Genomic DNA, 22,249 nt, shown 5'->3' on the forward strand with positions numbered 1-22,249 from the left:
AAACCGTAGGCGATGCCCCCGGATGAATCCCGGAGCGAAGGGACGCCGAGCCACAGCGAGGCGCCGAACGTTGGGGCAAGACTTTTTGGTTACTTTTGAGGCGTTTGTCAAAAGTGACCCGCTGTAAGAGCGGAACCGCCAGCCGCAGCACCCGCAAAAACGGATATTCACCCAAACCCCAGGAGCCTGGCCGGCCCGAAGGCCGCCAAGCTCACCAAACCAAATCAAGCCTCCTTACGCACCCGGAACCAAGCCGCATACAACGCCGGCAAAAACAAAAGCGTCAGAGCAGTCGCCACAATCAACCCACCCATGATCGCCACCGCCATCGGCCCGAAAAACACACTGCGTGACAACGGAATCATCGCCAGCACCGCCGCCAGCGCCGTCAGCACAATCGGCCGGAACCGCCGCACAGTCGCCTCGATGATCGCCTGCCAGGGCTTGAGCCCCGCCGCGATATCCTGCTCGATCTGATCCACCAGAATCACCGAGTTGCGCATGATCATCCCCGACAGTGCAATCGTCCCCAGCATCGCCACAAACCCGAACGGCTGACGGAACACCAGCAGAAACAGCGTCACCCCGATCAACCCCAGCGGCGCCGTCAGAAACACCATCGCCGTGCGCGAGAAACTGCGCAGCTGCACCATCAGTAACGTCAACACGACGACAATGAACATCGGCACACCGGCATTCACCGACTTCTGCCCACGCTCGGAGTCTTCGACGGTGCCGCCGACATCCAGCAGATAACCGTCAGGCAATTCGGCACGGATCGGATCGAGGGTCGGCTGAATCTGTTTCACCAGCGTCGCCGGTTGCTCCTTGCCATAGATATCGGCCCGCACCGTCACGGTCGGCAGCCGGTTGCGATGCCAGATGATGCCTTCCTCGAAGCCATATTCCAGCGTGGCAATCTGCGACAACGCAACGCTGCGACCGTTGTCGGTCGGCACCGCCAGACTCGGCAGCAGCGACAGTTCGGTGCGCTCGTGCACGGTGCCGCGCAAGAGGATTTCGATCAGCTCGTTGTCTTCGCGATACTGGCTGACACTGGAACCGGTCAGCGAGCTCTGGAGGAATTTCGCCAGATTGGCGGTGCTCACGCCCAGTGCCCGGGCGCGGTCCTGATCGATGTTCAGGTACACGACCTTGCTCGGCTCTTCCCAGTCCAGATGCACATTCACCACATGCGGATTCTCGCGCACCTTGGCCGCGACCTTGCGTGCCAATGCGCGGACTTCCTCGATGTGCTCGCCGGTGACGCGGAACTGCACCGGATAGCCGACCGGCGGGCCGTTCTCCAGGCGCGTGACCCGCGAACGCAGGGCCGGGAATTGTTCGTTCAAGGTATCGATCAGCCAGGTGCGCAGGGCTTCCCGCTCCTCGATGGTTTTCGCCAACACGACGAACTGGGCGAAACTGGCCGCCGGCAGCTGTTGATCCAGCGGCAGGTAGAAACGCGGCGAGCCGGTGCCGACGTAGGCCACGTAATTGTCGATGCCAGCATGATCCTTGAGCATCGCTTCCAGTCGCTTGACCTCGGCGGTGGTGTTGGCCAGCGACGCGCCTTCCGCCAGTTTCAGATCGACCATCAGTTCCAGCCGGTTGGAGGCCGGGAAGAACTGCTGCGGGACGAACTTGAACAGCATCACCGAGGCGACGAACAGCCCCACTGTCAGCACGATCACCGTCTTGCGCCGACGCACGCACCACTCCACCAGACGTCGAACCCGCTGATAAAACGGTGTGGCATAAGGGTCCGGCTGACCGTCACCACTGCCGTGTTTGGCCGCGTGAATTTTCGCCAGGTCCGGCAGGAGTTTTTCCCCGAGGTACGGCACAAACATCACCGCCGCCACCCATGAAGCGAGCAACGCGATGGTGACGACCTGGAAGATCGAGCGGGTGTATTCACCGGTGCCGGACTGCGCGGTGGCAATCGGCAGGAAGCCTGCGGCGGTGATCAGCGTACCGGTGAGCATCGGGAACGCGGTGCTGGTCCAGGCGTAACTGGCCGCCTTGATCCGGTCAAAGCCCTGCTCCATTTTGATCGCCATCATTTCCACGGCGATGATCGCGTCATCCACCAGCAAGCCCAGCGCCAGCACCAGAGCACCGAGGGAAATCTTGTGCAGCCCGATGCCGAGGTAATACATGCAGGCGAAGGTCATCGCCAGCACCAGCGGAATGGTCAATGCCACCACCATGCCGGTGCGCACGCCAAGGGAGAAGAAGCTCACCAGCAACACGATGGCCAGCGCTTCGACCAACACCTGGACGAACTCGCCGACGCCACTTTTCACCGCCGCCGGCTGATCGGACACCTTGCGCAACTGCATGCCGGCCGGCAGGTTTTTCTGGATGCGGGAGAACTCGACTTCCAGCGCCTTGCCCAGCACCAGAATGTCACCGCCGTCCTTCATCGCCACCGCAAGCCCGATGGCGTCTTCGCCCATGAAGCGCATGCGCGGCGCCGGCGGGTCGTTGAAACCGCGCCGTACATCGGCGACATCCGAGATGCGGAACGTACGATCACCGACCCGGATCGGGAAGTTTCGGATCTCGTCGACTGTCTGAAAATTCCCCGAGACCCGTAGCTGCAATCGTTCGCTGCCGGTTTCGAAGAAGCCGGCGGTGGACACCGCGTTTTGCTCTTCCAGCGCCTGCTGGACTGCCGCCAGCGGCAAGCCGAGGGTGGCGAGTTTGACGTTGGACAGCTCGACCCAGATTTTCTCGTCCTGCAGCCCGAGCAGATCGACCTTGCCCACGTCCTTGACCCGTTGCAGCTGGATCTGGATGCGGTCGGCGTAATCCTTGAGCACGGCGTAGTCGAAGCCGTCGCCGGTCAGGGCGTAGATATTGCCGAACGTGGTGCCGAATTCATCGTTGAAGAATGGGCCCTGAATCCCCGGTGGCAGGGTCTGGCGGATGTCGCTGACCTTCTTGCGTACCTGATACCAAAGGTCCGGGATCTCCACCGAATGCATCGAGTCGCGGGCGATGAACGTGACCTGGGACTCACCGGGGCGGGAAAACGAAACAATGCGTTCGTACTCGCCGGTTTCCATCAGCTTCTTTTCGATGCGCTCGGTGACCTGACGCGATACTTCCTGTGCCGTAGCGCCCGGCCAGCGGGTCTGGATGACCATGGCCTTGAAGGTGAACGGCGGGTCTTCGCTCTGTCCGAGTTTGGTGTAGGACAAGGCGCCGACGATGGCCAGCAAAAGCATCAGGAACAGTACGATCTGGCGATTACGCAGCGCCCATTCGGAAAGGTTGAAGCGCATCGGGACTTACTCCTTGTCCGCCAGATTGACCACACGGTTGGAGCGATCCACGGGACGCACCTGCTGCCCTTCCAGCAGCACATGCACGCCGGCGGCCACGACCCAGTCGCTGGCGTTGAGGCCTTCGAGCACCGGCACGGTTTTCTCGCCGAACGGGCCGATGCGCACGGGCGTCTTTTTCAAGGTGTTGTTGGCGCTGACGACCCAGACGTAGGTCGCGCCGTTTTCGGCGGTCAGGGCCGAGAGTGGCACCGACAGCGGGATCACGTCGGCGGTCTGGACGAACACCCGGGCGCTCTGGCCGAGTTCGACAGGCACGTTGCCGGCGGTGAAGGCGATGCGGGCGGCGAAGGTCCGGGATTTCGGATCGGCCGCTGGCGAGAGCTCACGGATTTTGCCGGCGAAGCGCTGGTTCGGTTGCGTCCACAGCTCCACGGAAACAGGCTGGCCAACCTTGAAGCGGCCGAAGCTTTGCTCCGGGAGGCTGATCAGCACTTCGCGTTCGCCATCGGTGGCGAGGGTGAATACGGTCTGCCCGGCGGCGACCACTTGCCCGACTTCCACCGAACGCTTGGCTACCACGCCATCCTGAGGCGCACGCAGCACGGCGTAACTGGCCTGGTTGGTCGAGACGTTGAATTCGGCTTTGATCTGCTTGAGACGCGCCTCTCCGGAGCGGTAGAGGTTTTCGGCATTGTCGTAGGCCGAGCGGCTGACCATCTGCCGCTCCATCAGGGTCTTGTAGCGGTCACGCTCGGCGCGCACCAGATTCAGATTGGCTTCGGCGGCGGTGACCTGAGCGCGGGTGGCTTCCAGTTGCAGGCGTACGTCCTGCGGGTCGAGTTCGGCCAGGGGTTGATCGGCCTTCACGCGCTGGCCTTCCTCGACCAGTCGTCGGCTGACTTTGCCGCCGATGCGGAACGCCAGATCCGGTTCGTAGCGGGCGCGAACCTCGCCCGGATAACTTTCCATTGCCTGCGCCGAAGGCTCTGGCTGCACCACCATGGCCGGTCGCACGCTGACTGGCGTCACCTCTTCCTTACCACACGCCGACAATAAAAACGCCAGAGTGACTGGCACCGCAAAGGACAACGCATGGCGGAACATGGTGAAGGACCTTTCGCTAAGGAGGCTTGGAATAATTATACTGGCCGGTATGTTATTAATAGCAAACTCACCAGTCCAGTATTAAAAGCGAAGAATGTCGAACCATCTTTCAGCTCCAAACGGCCCCGGCCGCCCGAAGGATCCGGCCAAGCGCCAGGCGATTCTCGAAGCGGCGAAAATCCTGTTCCTGAGTCACGGCTATGCCAACACCAGCATGGACGCGGTGGCCGCCGAGGCTGGCGTGTCGAAGCTGACGGTCTATAGCCATTTCAATGACAAGGAGACGCTGTTTTCCGCCGCCGTGGTGGCCAAATGCGAGGAGCAATTGCCGCCGCTGTTCTTCGAATTGCCGGACGGCATCGCGGTGGAAAATGTGTTGCTGAACATTGCCAGAGGCTTTCACCACCTGATCAACAGCGATGAATCGGTGAACCTGCATCGCCTGATCATGGCGCTGGGCAGTCAGGATCCGAAGCTGTCGCTGATCTTCTTCGAGGCCGGCCCGCAGCGCATGGTGCAAGGCATGGAGCGGCTTCTGCGGCGGATCGATGAGACTGGCGCGCTGCGTATCGACAACCCGCACAACGCCGCCGAACACTTCTTCTGCCTGATCAAGGGCGCGGGGAATTTCCGGTTGCTGTATGGCTGCGGTGAACCACTGACCGGCGAGGCGGCGGAAAGCCATGTGCAGGAAGTGGTCGAGCTGTTCATGCGTGCCTATCGCCCCTGAAAACAAAAATCCCACGCCATGCGTGGGATTTTCTTATGAGCCGGCTCAGGGCTTGAGCGCTTTCTTCGGGTAGATGTCATAGCGGCTGGATTTGCCATCCAGCGCATGGCTCGGCTTCGGCCCTTCGATGCACGGCGCCTTGCGCGGGCGCTTGACCACCACCCGGTGCGTGGCCAGCGCCAGCGCCGCTTCCAGCAGGGCCGGTGCATCCGGATCGTCGCCCACCAGCGGGCGGAACAGGCGCATTTCCTTCTTCACCAGGGCGGTTTTCTCACGGTGCGGGAACATCGGGTCGAGGTAGATCACCTGCGGCGGCTCGCCTTCCCAGTTGCGCATCACGTCGATGGAGTTGCCCTTGAGCAGTGTCATCCGCGCCACGATCGGTGCCACGTCGAAATCTTCCGCCGCGCGGGCCAGACCATCCTCCAGCAACGCGCCAATCAATGGCTGGCGCTCGATCAGGCTCATCTCGCAGCCCAGGCTCGCCAGCACGAACGCATCCTTCCCGAGCCCCGCCGTGGCATCCAGCACCCGCGGACGCACGCCTTGGGCGATACCGACCGCCTTGGCGATCATCTGCCCGCTGCCACCGCCGTACAACCGGCGATGGGCCGCGCCGCCCTCGACGAAATCGACCCGCACCGGCCCCGGCGCATCCGGCCCCAGCTGTTGCAGCTGCAAGCCCTGCTCGCCGACCTGCAAGGCAAACTCGCCGTCGGCCACCTGCAACGGCAGATTCAGGCGCTGCGCCCACTGCTCGGCCTGCGCTTCGAACGTCGGGCCGAGGGCTTCGACATGGATGCGGCAGGCCGCAGGTTGCTCAATCATGGAAAACACGCTCAAAAAAGTTAAGGATCGGCAAAAACCGCCGATAACCCAATCAACGCGCATTTTGCCAGAGCTGAGCGTCGACCGAAAAAAATGTCAGGCATTCTTCCCACATCGATTGGCTACATCTCGCCTACAGGCGATTTCAGCCGTCATAACACTCAAGCATTGGGCGGCGTCAGCCACCTGTGGCAGGATTTCTTCGCCCAGGCACTGGCCGAGCAATCGAGTGATGTGGTGCCGGCCTGTGGCACTTTCCCGCCGGTCGATCTGGAAAGCCCTGAAGAGCCGACTATCGGCAGCGAACTGCACGCCCACATCATCGACCAACGCGAATGCGATGTGGTGGAAACCCAGGTACGCCCGCCCGAGCCGCTGTTCCTGCCGATTGCCGAAATCGACATGAACCTGGCCGAGCCGTACCCACCGTTCCCGCCGGAAGACATCAAGACTCAGCAAAAGCAGCAGGATTTCGACAGCAGCTGGGTTCGTCCGGTCGTGATCAACAACGGCCAGCCGATTCCGGAACCGGGACCTGCCCCGCAGAAAAAGCCGCTGTACCTGCCGATTGCCGAGTTCGACCTGGATCTGCTGCAGCCTTACCCGCCGTTCCCGCCGGAAGAGATCGTCGAGCAGCAGAAAGCCCTGGACTTCGATAACGGCTGGGTACGCCCGATCGTTCAGCAGAACCTGCGCATCGCCGCCTGATCCCGTCCCGTTTCAACCCTTGAAGAATTGATTGGCCTTGGCGTACGGCATCGAACGCGAGGTGAAGCCGAACGTGCCCGATTGCTGGATTTCCTCGGCAGCCCTGAAGAACTCACCAAACGCCGCCAGCGCCAGCGCCGAGCCGGTACTGATGCGCTTCACACCCATTTCTTCCAGTTGCTGCACGGTCAGTTTCAGGCCACCGGACATCAACACATTGACCGGTTTCGGCGCCACCGCTCGCACCACCGCCAACACTTCTTCGGCCGTCCTCAGGCCCGGAGCATAGAGCACGTCGGCCCCCGCTTCGGCGAACGCCTGCAGGCGGCGAATGGTGTCGTTGATATCCGGATTGCCATGCAGGTAGTTCTCCGCGCGGGCCGTCAGGGTGAAGGGAAACGGTAATGTTCGAACAGCGGCAACCGCGGCTTCGATCCGCGCCACTGCATGTTCGAAACAGTAGATCGGCGCATCCGGACGGCCAGTGGCATCTTCGATCGAGCCACCCACGGCGCCCGCTTCGGCGGCGCGCAGCAGGCTTTGCGCCGATTCAGCAGGATCATCGGCAAAACCGTTTTCCAGATCCACCGCCACCGGCAAGTCCGTGGCTGCAGCAATTGCCCGGACGTTGTCCAGAGTCTGTTCAAGCCCCAAAGCGCCATCGGGCTTGCCCTGGGAAAACGCATAACCGGCACTGGTGGTCGCCAGCGCCTGATAACCCAGGCTGGCAAGCATCTTCGCGGAACCGGCATCCCACGGATTGGGAATCACGAAAATCCCGGGACGTTCATGCAGGGCTTTGAAGGCTTCGGCTTTACGGACTTGTTCTTTGCGGGCTTGGGCGTCCATCGGCAGGCTCCTGGGCAGAAAAAACCGCCTCAGAGCAGGCCAAGTTGCTCGGCGGCGGGTTCTCTGTATAGCTCAGGCAGCGATGGCAGGCCAGGCAAACGTTGCATCAGCTGTGTGTGAAAACGCTGCGCAAGCTTCGCCGCCAGGATGTTATCGGCGGTGTGCAGGAAGATGTACGGCGTGCGGCCCTCTTCGATCCACTCGGCAATCTTCGCCACCCACGGCACCAGGAACGGATCGTTGGCCTCAAGCTCGGGATGGCCGATGAAACGTACCTGCGGAAATTGGGTGAACGCTGCCGGGCGGGTCGGCACGCGGGGCTTTTTCGATTGGGCGTGGATCACCGAAGACTCGGTGGACAGGCAACTGAACAACGCGCGCGGATCGAGGCAGATACGTTCCACCTCGCGATCCAGCAGCAGACGATTGAGCAGGCGTTCACTCTCGCCTTTGGCGAAGAATTGCTCATGGCGCACTTCCACCGCCAGCGGTCGATCAAACGCGTCGATGAAGGCTGCGAGCTCTGGCAAGCGTTGCGGAGTGAAGCTTTTCGACAGTTGCAGCCACAGTGGCGATACGCGTTCGCCGAGCGGGCTGAGCAACTGGATGAAGGTTTCGGCGGCGGTCAGTTGATCGCGCAGGTCACCGCCGTGGCTGATGTCGCCGGGGAATTTGGCGGTGAAACGAAAGTGCTCGGGCATGACCTCGGCCCAACGCGCCACGGTGGCCGGCGAAGGGCTGGCGTAGAAAGTCGTATTGCCTTCCACGGCGTTGAACACTTGAGAATAGAGACCGAGGAAATCGGAGGTCTTGGCGTCTACCGGATACAGATACTCGCGCCAGGCGTTTTCACTCCAGGACGGGCAACCGAGGTAGTAAGGCAGATCCATCAGATGTACAGGTCGAGGCCCAGCACGTCTGCGTCCCAATCGACAAAACCGGCGGTGCTCAGGTAGCTGGCCAGGGCCATGGCCACGCTTTTCTTCATCGCACGGTGATAAATCATGTCTTGTTGGCGGGCGGGCAGATTGCTCAGGCGTTGCGCGGAGGCCTTGGCGGCGCGGGCAGCCAGTTGCGCTTCGGTGGGGAATTCCAGCTCGCCTTCAATATCCTCGACGGATTCATCCAGCGCCGGATTGCCTTTGCGAGGCTTGCGCTTGATGGGGTAGGAATGAGTGGAAACGCCGTCTATACGCATAAAGTCATGCTCGGTATCGATGATGGCAATTTAGCGGCACCTGACCGACTTAGCAAATCGCCGAGTGATAACTAGAACACATAAAAGACAAAAGGTTTAAAGCGCGGGGTTGGAAACGGACGATTGGCAGGCATTTGCAGGACCCTGCGGCGAATGCCACAGGGTCGAAGTCGTCAGCGGGCTTTCGGCGTGGCGACTTTATCGCGCAGGTAAACCGGCTGGGCATCGTCGGCCGGAATCGACTCGCCACGTTCCCAGGCGAATCGCGCCAACGTCAGCAGATCTTCGGCGTGGGGCAGCATGCCCGCATCGGAACCGCTCAGGTTGACAGCGATACGCTCGCCGTAGCCCCAACCGGTGCCGGCACCGAACCAGTCGCCAGCCGCATCGTCCGGCAGCGCGGCGACTTCAGGCGGCAATACCGCCTCGGTGCCGACCAGACGCATCTCCCCGGCCGTCTCGCGGTAGCAGCCCCAATACACCTCATCCATCCGCGCATCGATGGCCGCCGCGACCTGGCTCACGCCGTGTTCGCGATAAGCCCGTTGCGCGAGTACCGCCAGGTTCGACACCGGCAACACCGGACGATCCAGCGCGAACGCCAGGCCTTGCACTACGCCGATGGCGATGCGCACACCGGTGAACGCGCCAGGGCCGCGACCGAAGGCAATCGCGTCCACCGCTTGCAGCGTGGTGCCGGCGTCGGCCAGCAATTGCTGGATCATCGGCAGCAGCTTCTGCGCGTGCAGGCGCGGGATCACCTCGTAATGGCTCGTGACCTTGCCGTCATGCAGCAAGGCAACGGAGCAAGCTTCAGTCGCGGTGTCCAGGGCCAGCAAGGTGCTCATCGATGTGTCCGTAAATCAGGTGGGGAAAAGTGCGCCAGTATAAACAACTACGGCCCGCAAGCGGGCCGTGGATGATGCAGCGGATCAGGTTTTTCAGCTCAGCGCTTCAAGAACCTTGGCGGTGATCGCTTCAACCGAACCGACACCCGGGATGTGGCTGTACTTCGGCTTGCCGTTGGCGGCAGACAGCTTCTGGTAGAAGTCCACCAGCGGCTTGGTCTGCGAGTGGTAGACCGACAGGCGATGACGCACGGTTTCTTCGGTGTCGTCCTTGCGCTGCACCAGCTCTTCACCGGTGATGTCGTCTTTACCGGCAATCTTCGGCGGGTTGTAGACGATGTGGTACACGCGGCCGCTGGCCTCGTGAACGCGACGGCCAGCGATGCGCTGAACGATTTCTTCGTCTTCAACGGCGATCTCAACCACGGCATCCAGCTCGACACCGGCAGTCACCAGCGCTTCAGCCTGAGGAATGGTGCGCGGGAAACCGTCGAACAGGAAACCGTTGGCGCAGTCAGCCTGAGCGATGCGGTCTTTTACCAGTGCGATGATCAGGTCATCCGACACCAGGCCGCCGGCATCCATGATGCTCTTGGCCTTGATGCCCAGTTCGGTGCCGGCCTTGACCGCAGCACGCAGCATGTCGCCGGTGGAGATTTGCGGAATGCCGAATTTCTCGGTGATGAACTTAGCCTGAGTACCTTTACCGGCCCCGGGAGCTCCCAGCAGAATGACGCGCATTAGATGTGCTCCTCAATTTTTTTATAAAAAGCTTTTGCAAAACAACGGATTCGCCTCATGGGGCGAAATCCTGGAAATAGGGTCGTGACCGCCCAAACGGCCAGAGGCTGACCAAGATACACAGCAGGCTGCGCCCACACAAGACGCCAAAAGTCGGAGAAACCGGCGCCTGCCGCGACCTTGCGACGCGGTTCCCCAAGTCGCAACCCCATCATTAACTGTCGCTTGCCCGCATTTTTCCCACGCTCGATAAACGGCACCCGAGGTATGCCCCGGGTGCCCCGCCCCACGCAGAAAACCTTAGCCGGTATTTCGCAAACCGGCGGCAATCCCCGCCACAGACACCAGCAACGCCTGTTCTACCGGGCTGTCCTGCTCGACGTTCGGCTGCCGCGAACGCGCCAGCAGTTCGGCCTGCAATAGATGCAGCGGGTCGAGATAGGTGTTGCGCAGGCGGATGAATTCCAGGGTGTCCGGGCTATGTGCCAGCAGTTGCGACTGACCGGTCAGGCCGAGCACCACGGAACATGCCTGCGACAATAGGTCGCGTAAGTGCACACCCAAAGGTAACAAGTCCGACTCAACCAGTCGCTCATCGTAGGACAGCGCAATGTCGGCGTCGGCCTTGGCCAAAACCATTTCCAGCATGTCGATGCGGGTGCGGAAAAACGGCCACTGCTCGCGCATCTGCCCCAGCAATTCGCCTTCACCGCGCTCCAGCGCCTTGCTCAGCGCGGTTTCCCAACCGAGCCACGCTGGCAGCATCAAACGCGTCTGGGTCCAGCCGAAGATCCACGGAATCGCCCGCAGGCTTTCGATGCCACCGGCGCGGCGCTTGGCCGGACGGCTGCCCAACGGTAAACGTCCCAGCTCCTGCTCGGGTGTCGACTGGCGGAAATACTCGACGAACTGCGGATTTTCCCGCACCACGGCGCGGTAAGCAGCCACACCGTCGGCGGCCAATTCGTCCATCAGATGCCGCCACTCCGGCGTCGGCGGCGGCGGTGGCAGCAAGGTCGCTTCTAATACCGCAGCCAGATACAGATTGAGATTCTGCTCGGCGATGTCTGGCAGGCCGAATTTGAATCGAATCATTTCCCCTTGCTCGGTGGTGCGGAAACGCCCCGCCACCGAACCCGGCGGCTGCGACAGGATCGCCGCGTGAGCCGGGCCGCCGCCACGGCCCACGGTGCCACCGCGACCGTGGAACAGAAGCAGTTCGACTTGCTGCTCGCGGCAGATTTCCACCAGCCGCTCCTGGGCCCGGTATTGCGCCCAGGCCGCTGCGGTGGTGCCGGCGTCCTTGGCCGAGTCGGAATAACCGATCATCACTTCCTGCGGGCCTTGCAGACGTGCGCGGTAACCCGGCAGCAGCAACAGGCGCTCGATCACCGGCCCGGCGTTGTCGAGGTCGGCCAGGGTTTCGAACAGCGGCACTACGCGCATCGGCCGCAGCACACCAGAGTCCTTCAACAGCAGTTGCACCGCGAGGACATCGGAGGCGGCACCGGCCATGGAGATCACATAGGAACCCAGCGAAGCCCCCGGTGCGGCGGCGATTTCCTTGCAGGTGGCGAGCACTTCAGCGGTGTCGGCCGATGGCTTGAAATGCGCCGGCAGCAGCGGCCGGCGGTTTTGCAGTTCGCGGGTCAGAAAGCTGATGCGCTGTTCTTCGTCCCAGTCTTCATAGCGACCGAGGCCAAGGTAATCGGTGATTTCGGTCATCGCTGCTGTGTGTCGCGACGAGTCCTGGCGTACATCGAGGCGCACCAGGAACAGGCCGAAGGTCACGGCCCGACGCAGGCAATCGAGCAACGGTCCGTCGGCGATCACGCCCATGCCGCACTCGTGCAGCGAGTGGTAGCACAGCTCCAGCGGATCGAGCAGGTCGCGGTTGTTGTGCAGCACATCGGCCGGGGCCGGGGTCGTCGCAGTCAAGGAGGCATGGGCCCAGTTGCGTGTGGCACGCAGGCGTTCACGCAATTGCTTGAGTACCGCTCGATAGGGCTCGGCGCTGTCGCCGGCCTTGGCCTTGAGCGCGTCGCTGGCTTGCTGCATCGACAGTTCGGCGGCCAGGTGATCGACATCACGCAGGTAAAGGTCCGCCGCCATCCAGCGCGCCAGCAACAGCACTTCGCGGGTCACCGCAGCGGTGACATTCGGGTTGCCATCGCGGTCGCCGCCCATCCACGAAGCGAAGCGGATCGGCGCGGCTTCCAGCGGCAATCGCAGGCCCGTGGCCGCAAACAGTGCCTGATCGGCCTTGCGCATATGGTTGGGAATCGCCTGCCACAGCGAGTGCTCGATCACCGCAAAACCCCACTTGGCTTCGTCCACCGGGGTCGGGCGGGTGCGACGGATTTCTTCGGTGTGCCAGGCTTCGGCGATCAAGCGCTGCAGAGTGTTGTGGATCTGCTCGCGCTCGGCGCTGGTCAGGTCGCGGTGATCCTGGGCCGCCAGTTGCGCGGCAATCGCGTCGTACTTCTGGATCAGCGTGCGCCGGGCCACTTCGGTCGGGTGCGCGGTCAGCACCAGTTCGATTTCCAGTCGCGACAACTGGCGGGCGAGGGAGTCGGCGCTGTGCCCTTCCTCGCGCAGTCGGGCGAGCAATTCCGGCAGCACGCGGGATTCGAACGGCGCAGCTTGCGACTCTTCGCGGCGATGGATGAGCTGGTATTGCTCGGCGATGTTCGCCAGGTTGAGAAACTGGTTGAAGGCCCGCGCCACCGGTAGCAATTCGTCTTCGCTCAGCTGATTGAGGCTGGCGCTGAGTTCGGCGTCCATCGAGCCGCGTCGGTCGGCCTTGGCGCCCTTGCGAATCTGCTCGATCTTGTCGAGAAACGCCTCGCCGTACTGGTCACGGATGGTGTTGCCCAACAGCTCACCGAGCAGGTGAACGTCTTCGCGCAAGCGTGCATCAATATCGGTCATCAGCATCTCTCCAGCAGTAATCGGTGACGGATCGCAAGTGAGTGGATGAACAGAGAGTGCCGCTCTGCAACGCTTCTTACAAGCAGACGACGAAGGGACTTTAAACCTTGCGCCCTGAAGCTAGTCTCAACAGTAAGCCCCACAACGGCTGCCGCCGCCTGACGGCGGACACTCACCCAGACCTGCCACGAGCAGGTACGACATGAGGTCATCATGAAAATCCGTGAACTCGCCCAGCATTGGGAAGAAACCGCCAAGGGTCGCCTGACCGACACCGGCTACACGATTCATCTGGATGTGGAGGCCGCCGCGCGCCTGGCGGCGATTGCCGAGATGTACCCCAAACGGCATGCCGAAGAACTGCTCGGCGAATTGATCGGCGCGGCGCTTGAAGAGTTCGAGGCGAGCCTGCCGTATGTGAAAGGCTCGACCGTGGTTGCCACCGATGAAGAAGGCGATCCGCTGTATGAAGACGTTGGCCCGACGCCGCGTTTTCTCGCGTTGTCGCGTCGGCATCTGCAGGACCTGTCGACGGCTGCCGGCAAGCAAAAACACTGATCTCTGACACTTCAAAACTGTGGGAAATGGCTTGCCCTCAAAGGCGTCAGTTCAGCCGCAAATGTGTTGAATTTGATGACCTCATCGCTGGCAAGCCAGCTCCCACAGGGACTCTGTTCCCTCTCCGCTTTTGCGCCTTTTTCGCCCGCGCGTACCACTCTCCCCCGCCAAAGTTCCCGGTTTAGAGCCCTGTCCATTCGGTCAGAATATTTTTTGGCGATGAGCCATCTTTTCTGAACTTTTAAAAAAAGCCTTCGGTCGGAACAGGTAACCACGCCTGGAACGAGCGTTTCAAAACGCACTTGCACATGACGGTTGCGGCTCCGCTACCAGGATGGATTTCGAAGCTTCCAAGGAGTTAACCAATGGAGTTGAAGACCATGAAGACCCAAACCTCGTTCTCCCACCTACGCGGTCTGAAACTGGCCGCCCTGGCCATCGGCACCAGCTTCGTGCTGGCCGGTTGTGCCGGCAATCCACCGACCGAGCAATACGCGGTGACTCAATCGGCCGTGAACAGTGCGGTCAGCGCCGGCGGTACCGAGTTCGCCGCCGTGGAAATGAAGCAGGCGCAGGACAAGCTCAAACAAGCCGAAATCGCCATGCACGACAAGAAGTATGACGAGGCTCGCACCCTCGCCGAACAAGCCGAGTGGGATGCCCGCGTTGCCGAACGCAAGGCTCAGGCGATGAAAGCCGAACAGGCTGTGAAGGATTCCCAGAAAGGTGTTCAGGAACTGCGTCAGGAAAGTCAGCGCACCGTGCAGTAAGCGCGCATCCCGACCGCAAGGCTGAATCTCTTATCGATAGAAAGGACGAACGATTATGCGTAAACAACTGATGATCCCCGCTCTCCTGGCCGCAAGCGTTGCCCTGGCTGCCTGCTCCACGCCACCGAACCCGAACCTGGAACAGGCGCGCACCAACTACGCCGGCCTGCAGGCCAACCCGCAGGCGAGCAAGGTTGCAGCACTGGAAACCAAGGACGCCAGCGATTACCTGGACAAGGCTGACAAGGCCTATCTGGACAAGGAAAACGCAGCCAAGGTCGACCAACTGGCCTACCTGACCAACCAGCGTGTGGAAGTGGCCAAGCAGACCATCGCCCTGCGCACCGCTGAAAACAACCTGAAGAACGCCGCTGCCCAACGTGCCCAGGCCCGTCTGGATGCCCGCGACCAACAGATCAAACAGCTGCAGGACAGCCTCAACGCCAAGCAGACCGATCGCGGTACGCTGGTGACCTTCGGTGACGTGCTGTTCGCCACCAACAAGGCCGACCTGAAATCCAGCGGTCTGGTGAACATCAACAAACTGGCGCAATTCCTCCAGGAAAACCCGGACCGCAAGGTGATCGTCGAGGGCTACACCGACAGCACCGGCGCCGCTTCGTACAACCAGTCGCTGTCCGAGCGTCGTGCGACCTCGGTGCAGGTTGCGCTGATCAAGATGGGCGTCGATCCGTCGCGCATCGTGGTGCAGGGTTACGGCAAGGAATACCCGGTCGCGGATAACGGCAGCGTCTCGGGCCGTGCGATGAACCGTCGGGTGGAAGTGACCATCTCCAACGACAACCAGCCGGTGATGCCACGTTCGGCAGTCAGCTCGAACTAAGCTTCAAGTCGCAACGAAAAAGCCCCGCCTGAGTTGATCAGGCGGGGCTTTTGTTTGTCGCGGGTTTACTCTTCCAGCTTCTGCGGCGTCTCCTGGCCCATGCAGCGCACAGCCTTTTTCTGTGCGTTGATCAGCACCCCGGTCAGGCCTTTCTGTTCGGTGTCGAACAGCACCAGCACACCATCGATGCACTGCGCCACTTGCGGCGCCGGGTCCAGGGAGACCTTGTAGTCTTCGCCGGGAATGGTCTTGAGCATGGTGAATTCGTTGAGCAGCAGCGCATCCTCGGGTTTGGCGAAGTGCAGGTAGCCGTAGTACCACAGGGCGCCGACGGTGCCGAGGATGCTGCAGATACCGGTGATGATCAGCGGGATGGCGTTGCGTTCTTCACTCATTGCGGACTCTCGTTTTCAGAATTCGGAGGTTGCGGGTAATTCGGGACTTCGCCGAGGCGGCGCAGGCCGTTGAAATGCTCGGGATCGTCGAGGTAACGCAGCATCACCTGGCGCCACACCGGGTCGCCGAAGGTCTGCACATGGCCACCGCGAGTCAGTTGCAGGACCCGGGGCGGCGGCGCAGCTTGATACAGGCGGATGCCGTTGGAAAGGGGCACCAGCGGATCGTCGATGCTGTGGAAGATCAGTTTCGGCACACCTTTGAGCTGCGGCATCGAGTTGATCGCACTGTCGCTGTCCGGCACCAGCCACGACAGCGGCACCTGGAATGGCCAGGTCATCCACGATGTACTCAGGGCGTATTGGCCGACGCTGCGGTAACTGGCCGGAACCCCGTCGAGCACAAAAGCCTTGAGCTGTTTTTGTCTTTCCGGATGCTGCACCAGCCAATGCACGGCCATCGAGCCGCCGAGACTCTGGCCGAGCAGGATCAACGGTTTGCCTTTGACTTCCGGTGCCTTGTCCAGCCAGGCAAATGCGGCGTCGATGTCCTGATAAATCGCCGGCAGGCTCGGCTTGCCTTCGGACAGTCCGTAACCGCGATAGTCCACCAGCAGCACCTGATAGCCGTTTTTTGGCAACCACCAACTGCCGCCCAGGTGCATCGGCAGGTTGCCGCCGTTGCCGTGCAGGTGCAGCACCGTGCCCTTGACCTCGACACCGGGTTTGGCCGGCAGCCACCAGGCGTTCAGTTTGAGGCCGTCGGCGGTGGTCAGGGTGACGGTGCGGTATTCGAGTTTGGCCTTCTCCGGGGTAAATATCTGGCCCGGCTCGGGGTAGAACAGCAAAGAGCTGCAACCGCCGAGGGCCAGGAGCAGGCAGAGGATGCCGAGGATTCTCATCCGGTGAAACCTCGCAAGGTTCGGATTCCCGCGCTCAGCGCGGGAATGATCAATGGGCCTACAGGATGTTGGAGTAATCGGCCTCGATCCGGTCCAGGCTCAAGTGATTAAGGAAGTTGGAGAAGCACATCCACGCCGACAACGCGTTCATGTCACGGAACTGGTCCGGCAAGTACTTGGGCGGCACCACCAGGCCTTCATCCACCAGTTGACGCAGGGTTCGCATGTCCTCCAGCGTGGTCTTGCCGCAGAACAACAGCGGGACCTGCTCGAGCTTGCCCTTGCGCACGGCCAACTGAATGTAGTTGTAAACCATGATGAAGCCCTTGAGGTAGGACAAGTCTTTGGTGAATGGCAGACCGGTCGGCGTCGATCCACGGAAAACCCGACTGGCGTTGCCGTAGCTTTCCGCCATCTCGAAGCCCTGCTCGCGGAAGAACTCGAAAATCTGCAGGAAGTCCGCGCCCTCCTCCACCATATGAATGGCGCGAGTGCGGTTGGTCAGCTTGCGCAGGCGGCTCGGGTAGGAGGCGAAGGTGATGATTTCCATCAGGATCGCCAGGCCTTCCTGAGTCACGGTCGACGAGGGCGGGCCCTTGGACAGGAAGGTGCAGATCGGCTGGTTCAAACCGTTGAGCGTGGTGCCGACGTGCACCAGACCTTCGTGGACTTCCAGCGCGCGCACGTCGCGGTCGTTGAACATCGCGTCGGTGCGGATCTTGATGTAGTCGGCGCCCGCCGCCGCGTCGGCGACGATGCCGTCGGACTCGAACACGCGGATGGTTTCCTCGGCCTCGCCGAACACCTTGTTCAGGCGGGTCTGCAGCAAGTGCACGGCGTCCTTGGCGGTGAGGATCTTCGGTTCGTCCTTCAGGTCGCCACGGCCGTCGATGTTGTTCAGGTAGTCCGACATCATCAGGCCGAGGTCGGCCAGGGTCGGGTCACCGGCGTGAAACGCATCGGACGCAGCGCCATACAGTTCCTGGGAAATCAGGCCGAAATCTTCGGTGCCGCGCGCTTCGAGCATGCGCACCACCATCCGGTATTCCTTGCACATGCGCCGCATGATCTGGCCGACCGGGTTGAACTGTCCGAGCTGGCGGGTGATGTCCCGTTCGATGTTCTGGAACTCCAGCTTGACCTTGCTCGAATCGAAGGACAGCGGCCGGTTGAGGTAGTAGTCGCGATCCACCGCCGGCAATTCCTTGCCCTTGGCCTTGAGGAACCCCTTGCGGATGTTCTCGTCCCACTTGACTGCGTCAAGGACGCGAATCGGCGTCTGCGCCAGCACAATGCGATCGGACAGCGTGCGTATCGTCTGCTGGTAATCGTCCACCCGAAACTCCTGTAGAAAACGTGACGAACTGAATTATTTGGCCTTGGCCTGATGCTGGTAGCGCGCCGCTTCGACGAAAACGTCTGAGTTGGCCGGGTCGTCGAGGTAAGCAAAGACCTTATCCAGCGGACTGTCGACCTGCACGCCCTGACCGTCATCGGTCGGGAAGCCCTGGCCGTCGAGGCTTTTCTGCGCAATGGCCTGGTTGATCTGTTCGAGATCGAGGTTGTAGATCACCAGTTCGTGCTTATCGGTGATCTCGAAGCCGGCGATGGTGAAGTGCCCGCCATACTGCGCCGGCACCTTCGCCGACAGATACCAGCGGTTGCCATGACGCGACACGGTGAACGGGTAGGCTTCCCGCTCATGGGGACGGGCCTTGAACCAGGTGACCGCCTGATAGCGGTCATTGCCCAGGCGCGTGAGTTCCAGGTTCATCGGCTCGCCCCAGGCATTGGTGCTCGCCCATTCGCCGAGCAGGCCCCTGGGCGCCGGCTCACGGGCGGGCAGCGGATCCTTGAAGGTCACCAGACAACCGCTGAGCAGCAGGAACGACAGCGCGATCAACGCGCCACGCCAGGCTTTCATTCAACACTCCCTATGAACCGAACTCACCACCGGACCTGTGGGAGCGTTACACCGACGCAAGCACCAGATGCATATAGCGCGTCAGAATGCCGAGCATGTCCTCTTCGGCCAAAGGCTCGGCGTCGTTGAGCAGGCCCTGATATTCCATCCGTCCGATAATCGCCGTCAACACCTTGGCATCCTGCTGCGGCTCGCGGGAGCCCAGCACCTGGAACAACTGGCAGGTGCCCTGCAACAGAATCTGCTGGTGCGAACGCACCAGCTCCGCCAGTCGCGGGTTGAGCAGCGCTTCCTGACGGAACGCCTGTTCGGCCATCAAATGCTCGCGGCGGTTGACCAGTTGCCGGTGCACGTAATCGGCCATCAACCGGGCGATGTCGTCAGCCAGTTGCGAACGCGACTCCGGGCTGCCATCGCCGCTGACCACCATCTCCCGCAGCAGGCCTTCGTTGTTGATCCACAGCTTGGCCATGTAGGCCGCGCTGCGTTCGACGTATTGGGCGAAGGTATCGGTGAGCAGATCATCGATGTCCTTGAAGTAGTACGTGGTAGCCGACAACGGCACACCGGCCTCGGCCGCCACCGCACGGTGACGCACGGCGCGCACGCCATCGCGCACGACAATGCGCATCGCCGCATCGAGAATGTCCTGCCGACGCTGCTCGCTGCCCTGTCGGCTGGCCTTGCGGCCCTGGTACTGAACACTTTCAGCGACCGCAGTGGCGATACCCGCTGCACCCTCTTGAGCCATTGCACCGATCACGACAGGACTTCCTCTGTTGTTTTTTTCAAAAGTAACCATTTGATACGTTTGTACCAGACAGGCAATAAAAAGCCGCCCATTTCAGGCGGCTTTTTTATTGAAACACTTACGCTTGCGGCCGCATGTGCGGGAACAGGATCACGTCGCGGATCGACGGCGAGTTGGTCAGCAACATCACCAGACGGTCGATACCGATACCTTCACCGGCCGTTGGCGGCATGCCGTACTCCAGCGCGCGAACGAAGTCGGCGTCGTAGTGCATGGCTTCGTCGTCGCCGGCGTCCTTGTCGGCCACCTGCGCCATGAAGCGCTCGGCCTGGTCTTCCGCGTCGTTCAGCTCGGAGTAGGCGTTGGCGATTTCACGGCCGCCGATGAACAGCTCGAAGCGGTCGGTGACGTTCGGGTTGTCGTCGTTGCGACGGGCCAGCGGCGACACTTCGAACGGGTACTGGGTAATGAAGTGCGGCTGTTCCAGCTTGTGCTCGACCAGCTCTTCGAAAATCATCACCTGCAGCTTGCCCAGACCTTCGAAGCCCAGCACCTTGGCGCCGGCCTTCTTGGCGATGTCGCGAGCCTTGTCGATGTCGTTCAGGTCATCGGCGGTCAGCTCAGGGTTGTACTTGAGGATCGAGTCGAACACCGACAGGCGCACGAACGGCTCGCCGAAGTGGAACACCTTGTCGCCGTACGGCACGTCGGTGCTGCCCAGAACCAGCTGCGCCAGCTCACGGAACAGTTCTTCGGTCAGGTCCATGTTGTCTTCGTAGTCGGCGTAAGCCTGGTAGAACTCCAACATGGTGAATTCAGGGTTGTGACGAGTCGAAACGCCTTCGTTACGGAAGTTGCGGTTGATCTCGAACACTTTCTCGAAACCGCCAACCACCAGACGCTTCAGGTACAGCTCTGGCGCGATACGCAGGAACATTTCCATGTCCAGCGCGTTGTGGTGGGTTTCGAACGGCTTGGCCGCAGCGCCGCCAGGAATGGTCTGCAGCATCGGCGTTTCGACTTCGAGGAAGTCGCGCTTCATCAGGAAGCTGCGGATGTGCGCGATCACTTGCGAACGCACGCGGAAGGTCTGGCGCACGTCTTCGTTGACGATCAGGTCAACGTAGCGCTGACGGTAGCGCTGTTCGGTGTCGGTCAGGCCGTGGTGCTTGTCCGGCAGCGGGCGCAGGGATTTGGTCAGCAGGCGCACGCTGGTCATCTCGACGTACAGGTCGCCCTTGCCGGAACGGGCCAGGGTGCCTTCGGCGGCGATGATGTCGCCCATGTCCCAGGTTTTCACCGCGGCCAGGGTTTCTTCGGACAGGGTCTTGCGGTTGACGTAGACCTGGATGCGACCGGTCATGTCCTGGATCACCATGAACGAGCCACGGTTGAGCATGATGCGACCTGCAACCTTGACCGGGATCGCAGCCTCTGCCAGCTCTTCCTTGGTCTTGTCCGCGTACTGTTTCTGCAGTGCTTCGCAGTAGTTGTCGCGGCGGAAGTCGTTCGGGAAGGCATTGCCCTTGGCGCGCTCGGCAGCAAGCTTTTCCTTGCGCAGGGCGATCAGGGAGTTTTCTTCCTGTTGCAGGGCCTGGTCGAGTTGTTGGTCGCTCATGTCTTTAAATATTCCATCACAGGTTCGTTGCCCCCGCCGGTGACGGGGGACTTGAGGTCGGGTGAAAGCTTACAGCCCCGATTTCAGGCTGGCTTCCAGGTATTCGTCGATGTCGCCGTCGAGCACCTTGTCGCAGTCGCTGCGTTCGATGTTGGTGCGCAGATCCTTGATCCGCGAGGCATCGAGCACGTACGAACGGATCTGGTGACCCCAGCCGATGTCCGACTTGGTATCTTCCAGCGCCTGGGACGCCGCGTTGCGCTTCTGCATTTCCTGCTCGTACAACTTGGCCCGCAGCATTTTCATGGCGGTGTCCTTGTTGGCGTGCTGGGAACGTTCGTTCTGGCAGCTGACCACGGTGTTGGTCGGTACGTGGGTGATACGTACGGCCGAGTCGGTGGTGTTTACGTGCTGACCACCGGCACCGGAGGAACGATAGGTGTCGATCCGCAGGTCTGCCGGGTTGATTTCGATTTCCACCTTGTCATCGATCTCTGGCGAGACGAAAACAGCGGAGAACGAGGTGTGGCGACGGTTGCCGGAGTCGAACGGGCTCTTGCGCACCAGACGGTGCACGCCGATCTCGGTGCGCAGCCAGCCAAAGGCGTATTCGCCCTTGATGTGCACGGTGGCACCCTTGATCCCGGCGACTTCACCGGCCGACAGCTCCATGATGGTCGCATCGAAACCGCGTTTGTCGGCCCAGCGCAGGTACATGCGCAGCAGGATGTTGGCCCAGTCCTGGGCTTCGGTGCCGCCGGAACCGGCCTGGATGTCCAGGTAGGCGTTGTTCGGGTCCATCTCGTGGCTGAACATACGGCGGAATTCGAGCTTGGACAGGGACTCTTCGAGACCTTGAAGGACTTCGACGACGTCGTTGACCGCGCCCTCGTCGTTCTCTTCAACGGCCATGTCCAGCAGCTCGCGGCAATCGGCCAGGCCACCGTTCAGTTCGTCGAGGGTGTCGACGATCTGCGCCAGCGCAGCGCGCTCGCGGCCCAGCTCCTGGGCGTATTCAGGTTTGTTCCAGACTGCAGGATCTTCAAGCTCGCGATTGACTTCGATCAGACGCTCATGCTTTTGATCGTAGTCAAAGATACCCCCGAATAGTTTCGGAGCGCTCGGACAGGTCCTTGATGGTGTTCAGGATCGGATTGATTTCCATGACGGGCAGCACTCGTTGGCGAACTTTTGAAAGCCGGCGAGTATAACGTAATCAAGCTGTCACGGCAGCCCGTCTGGCGGCTCTCGACG

General features: G+C 61.4%; 21 protein-coding genes. 5 read left to right on the forward strand and 16 right to left on the reverse strand.

Translation table 11 applies throughout. The features are described 5' to 3' along the window. Positions 1-224 precede the first annotated feature (224 nt). Positions 225-3,293 carry an efflux RND transporter permease subunit gene (locus M5B44_RS03000; RefSeq protein WP_248738189.1) on the reverse strand — a complete coding sequence of 1,023 codons (3,069 nt, stop codon included), beginning with the start codon at positions 3,291-3,293 and terminating at the stop codon, positions 225-227. A 6-nt stretch (positions 3,294-3,299) separates the two neighbouring features. Next, on the reverse strand, positions 3,300-4,400 hold the full coding sequence (locus M5B44_RS03005; RefSeq protein WP_248738190.1) for an efflux RND transporter periplasmic adaptor subunit: 1,101 nt from the start codon (positions 4,398-4,400) through the stop codon (positions 3,300-3,302). Positions 4,401-4,494: 94 nt separating this feature from the next. Between M5B44_RS03005 and M5B44_RS03010 the strand changes: the two genes are divergently transcribed. Next, positions 4,495-5,130 (forward strand): TetR/AcrR family transcriptional regulator, encoded by a 636-nt coding sequence (locus M5B44_RS03010; RefSeq protein ID WP_248738191.1) that lies wholly within the window; start codon positions 4,495-4,497, stop codon positions 5,128-5,130. 45 nt (positions 5,131-5,175) lie between these two features. Here M5B44_RS03010 and M5B44_RS03015 read toward each other — a convergent pair whose 3' ends face one another. Further along, positions 5,176-5,958, reverse strand: coding sequence for a class I SAM-dependent methyltransferase (locus M5B44_RS03015; RefSeq protein WP_114881557.1), 783 nt, complete (start codon positions 5,956-5,958; stop codon positions 5,176-5,178). Between the two features lie 93 nt (positions 5,959-6,051). On the opposite strand from M5B44_RS03015, the gene M5B44_RS03020 reads away from it, so the two are divergent. Then, positions 6,052-6,666, forward strand: a complete 615-nt coding sequence (locus M5B44_RS03020; RefSeq protein WP_085712817.1) for an energy transducer TonB — start codon at positions 6,052-6,054, stop codon at positions 6,664-6,666. 12 nt (positions 6,667-6,678) lie between these two features. On the opposite strand, the gene M5B44_RS03025 is transcribed toward M5B44_RS03020, so the two are convergent. The 6 genes from M5B44_RS03025 to ppc all read right to left on the reverse strand — a co-directional run bounded on the left by M5B44_RS03025 (position 6,679) and on the right by ppc (position 13,233). Beyond that, the gene (locus tag M5B44_RS03025; protein ID WP_248738192.1) at positions 6,679-7,515 is read right to left on the reverse strand and encodes an isocitrate lyase/PEP mutase family protein; all 837 of its coding nucleotides are present in this window, start codon (positions 7,513-7,515) and stop codon (positions 6,679-6,681) included. A 29-nt stretch (positions 7,516-7,544) separates the two neighbouring features. Further along, complete coding sequence (locus M5B44_RS03030; RefSeq protein ID WP_248738193.1) at positions 7,545-8,405, reverse strand: DUF72 domain-containing protein; 861 nt, start codon at positions 8,403-8,405, stop codon at positions 7,545-7,547. After that, positions 8,405-8,713, reverse strand: coding sequence for a hypothetical protein (locus M5B44_RS03035; protein ID WP_085712814.1), 309 nt, complete (start codon positions 8,711-8,713; stop codon positions 8,405-8,407). The genes M5B44_RS03030 and M5B44_RS03035 overlap by 1 nt, the downstream gene beginning before the upstream one ends. A 173-nt stretch (positions 8,714-8,886) precedes the next feature. Then, a complete protein-coding gene (gene tsaB, locus M5B44_RS03040) occupies positions 8,887-9,561 on the reverse strand; it encodes a tRNA (adenosine(37)-N6)-threonylcarbamoyltransferase complex dimerization subunit type 1 TsaB (RefSeq protein WP_192552959.1) in 675 nt (224 codons plus the stop codon). Between the two features lie 93 nt (positions 9,562-9,654). After that, positions 9,655-10,302: an adenylate kinase gene (adk, locus tag M5B44_RS03045; protein WP_085712812.1), complete on the reverse strand. Its 648-nt coding sequence runs from the start codon at positions 10,300-10,302 to the stop codon at positions 9,655-9,657. 300 nt (positions 10,303-10,602) lie between these two features. Further along, on the reverse strand, positions 10,603-13,233 hold the full coding sequence (ppc, locus tag M5B44_RS03050) for a phosphoenolpyruvate carboxylase (protein WP_134825621.1): 2,631 nt from the start codon (positions 13,231-13,233) through the stop codon (positions 10,603-10,605). A 213-nt stretch (positions 13,234-13,446) separates the two neighbouring features. Between ppc and M5B44_RS03055 the strand changes: the two genes are divergently transcribed. The 3 genes from M5B44_RS03055 to M5B44_RS03065 all read left to right on the forward strand — a co-directional run bounded on the left by M5B44_RS03055 (position 13,447) and on the right by M5B44_RS03065 (position 15,405). After that, a complete protein-coding gene (locus M5B44_RS03055) occupies positions 13,447-13,791 on the forward strand; it encodes a pilin assembly protein (RefSeq protein ID WP_085729780.1) in 345 nt (114 codons plus the stop codon). 365 nt (positions 13,792-14,156) lie between these two features. Then, positions 14,157-14,561, forward strand: coding sequence for a DUF4398 domain-containing protein (locus M5B44_RS03060; RefSeq protein ID WP_085697302.1), 405 nt, complete (start codon positions 14,157-14,159; stop codon positions 14,559-14,561). A 55-nt stretch (positions 14,562-14,616) separates the two neighbouring features. Next, positions 14,617-15,405, forward strand: a complete 789-nt coding sequence (locus M5B44_RS03065; protein WP_085712811.1) for an OmpA family protein — start codon at positions 14,617-14,619, stop codon at positions 15,403-15,405. A gap of 65 nt (positions 15,406-15,470) precedes the next feature. Here M5B44_RS03065 and M5B44_RS03070 read toward each other — a convergent pair whose 3' ends face one another. The 7 genes from M5B44_RS03070 to prfB form a co-directional block, all read right to left on the reverse strand. Continuing rightward, on the reverse strand, positions 15,471-15,800 hold the full coding sequence (locus M5B44_RS03070; protein WP_119427141.1) for a hypothetical protein: 330 nt from the start codon (positions 15,798-15,800) through the stop codon (positions 15,471-15,473). Continuing rightward, the gene (locus M5B44_RS03075; protein WP_248738194.1) at positions 15,797-16,702 is read right to left on the reverse strand and encodes an alpha/beta hydrolase; all 906 of its coding nucleotides are present in this window, start codon (positions 16,700-16,702) and stop codon (positions 15,797-15,799) included. The genes M5B44_RS03070 and M5B44_RS03075 overlap by 4 nt, the downstream gene beginning before the upstream one ends. Before the next feature lie 58 nt (positions 16,703-16,760). Further along, positions 16,761-18,038 carry a flavohemoglobin expression-modulating QEGLA motif protein gene (locus tag M5B44_RS03080; RefSeq protein WP_085712808.1) on the reverse strand — a complete coding sequence of 426 codons (1,278 nt, stop codon included), beginning with the start codon at positions 18,036-18,038 and terminating at the stop codon, positions 16,761-16,763. 33 nt (positions 18,039-18,071) lie between these two features. Continuing rightward, positions 18,072-18,626, reverse strand: a complete 555-nt coding sequence (locus M5B44_RS03085) for a hypothetical protein (protein ID WP_248738195.1) — start codon at positions 18,624-18,626, stop codon at positions 18,072-18,074. Between the two features lie 46 nt (positions 18,627-18,672). Then, a complete protein-coding gene (locus M5B44_RS03090) occupies positions 18,673-19,377 on the reverse strand; it encodes a TetR/AcrR family transcriptional regulator (RefSeq protein ID WP_011332647.1) in 705 nt (234 codons plus the stop codon). A gap of 118 nt (positions 19,378-19,495) precedes the next feature. Continuing rightward, positions 19,496-20,995, reverse strand: coding sequence for a lysine--tRNA ligase (gene lysS, locus M5B44_RS03095; protein ID WP_248738196.1), 1,500 nt, complete (start codon positions 20,993-20,995; stop codon positions 19,496-19,498). 69 nt (positions 20,996-21,064) lie between these two features. Next, positions 21,065-22,160, reverse strand: a protein-coding gene (gene prfB, locus M5B44_RS03100) for a peptide chain release factor 2 (protein WP_102621447.1) whose coding sequence is annotated in 2 segments (ribosomal slippage) — positions 21,065-22,087 and positions 22,089-22,160 — 1,095 coding nt in all. Because the reading frame shifts where the segments join, the coding sequence is not laid out codon by codon here. Positions 22,161-22,249: the final 89 nt, after the last annotated feature.

This window comes from Pseudomonas sp. MWU12-2029 (assembly GCF_023242425.1).
Classification (GTDB): domain Bacteria; phylum Pseudomonadota; class Gammaproteobacteria; order Pseudomonadales; family Pseudomonadaceae; genus Aquipseudomonas; species Aquipseudomonas kribbensis.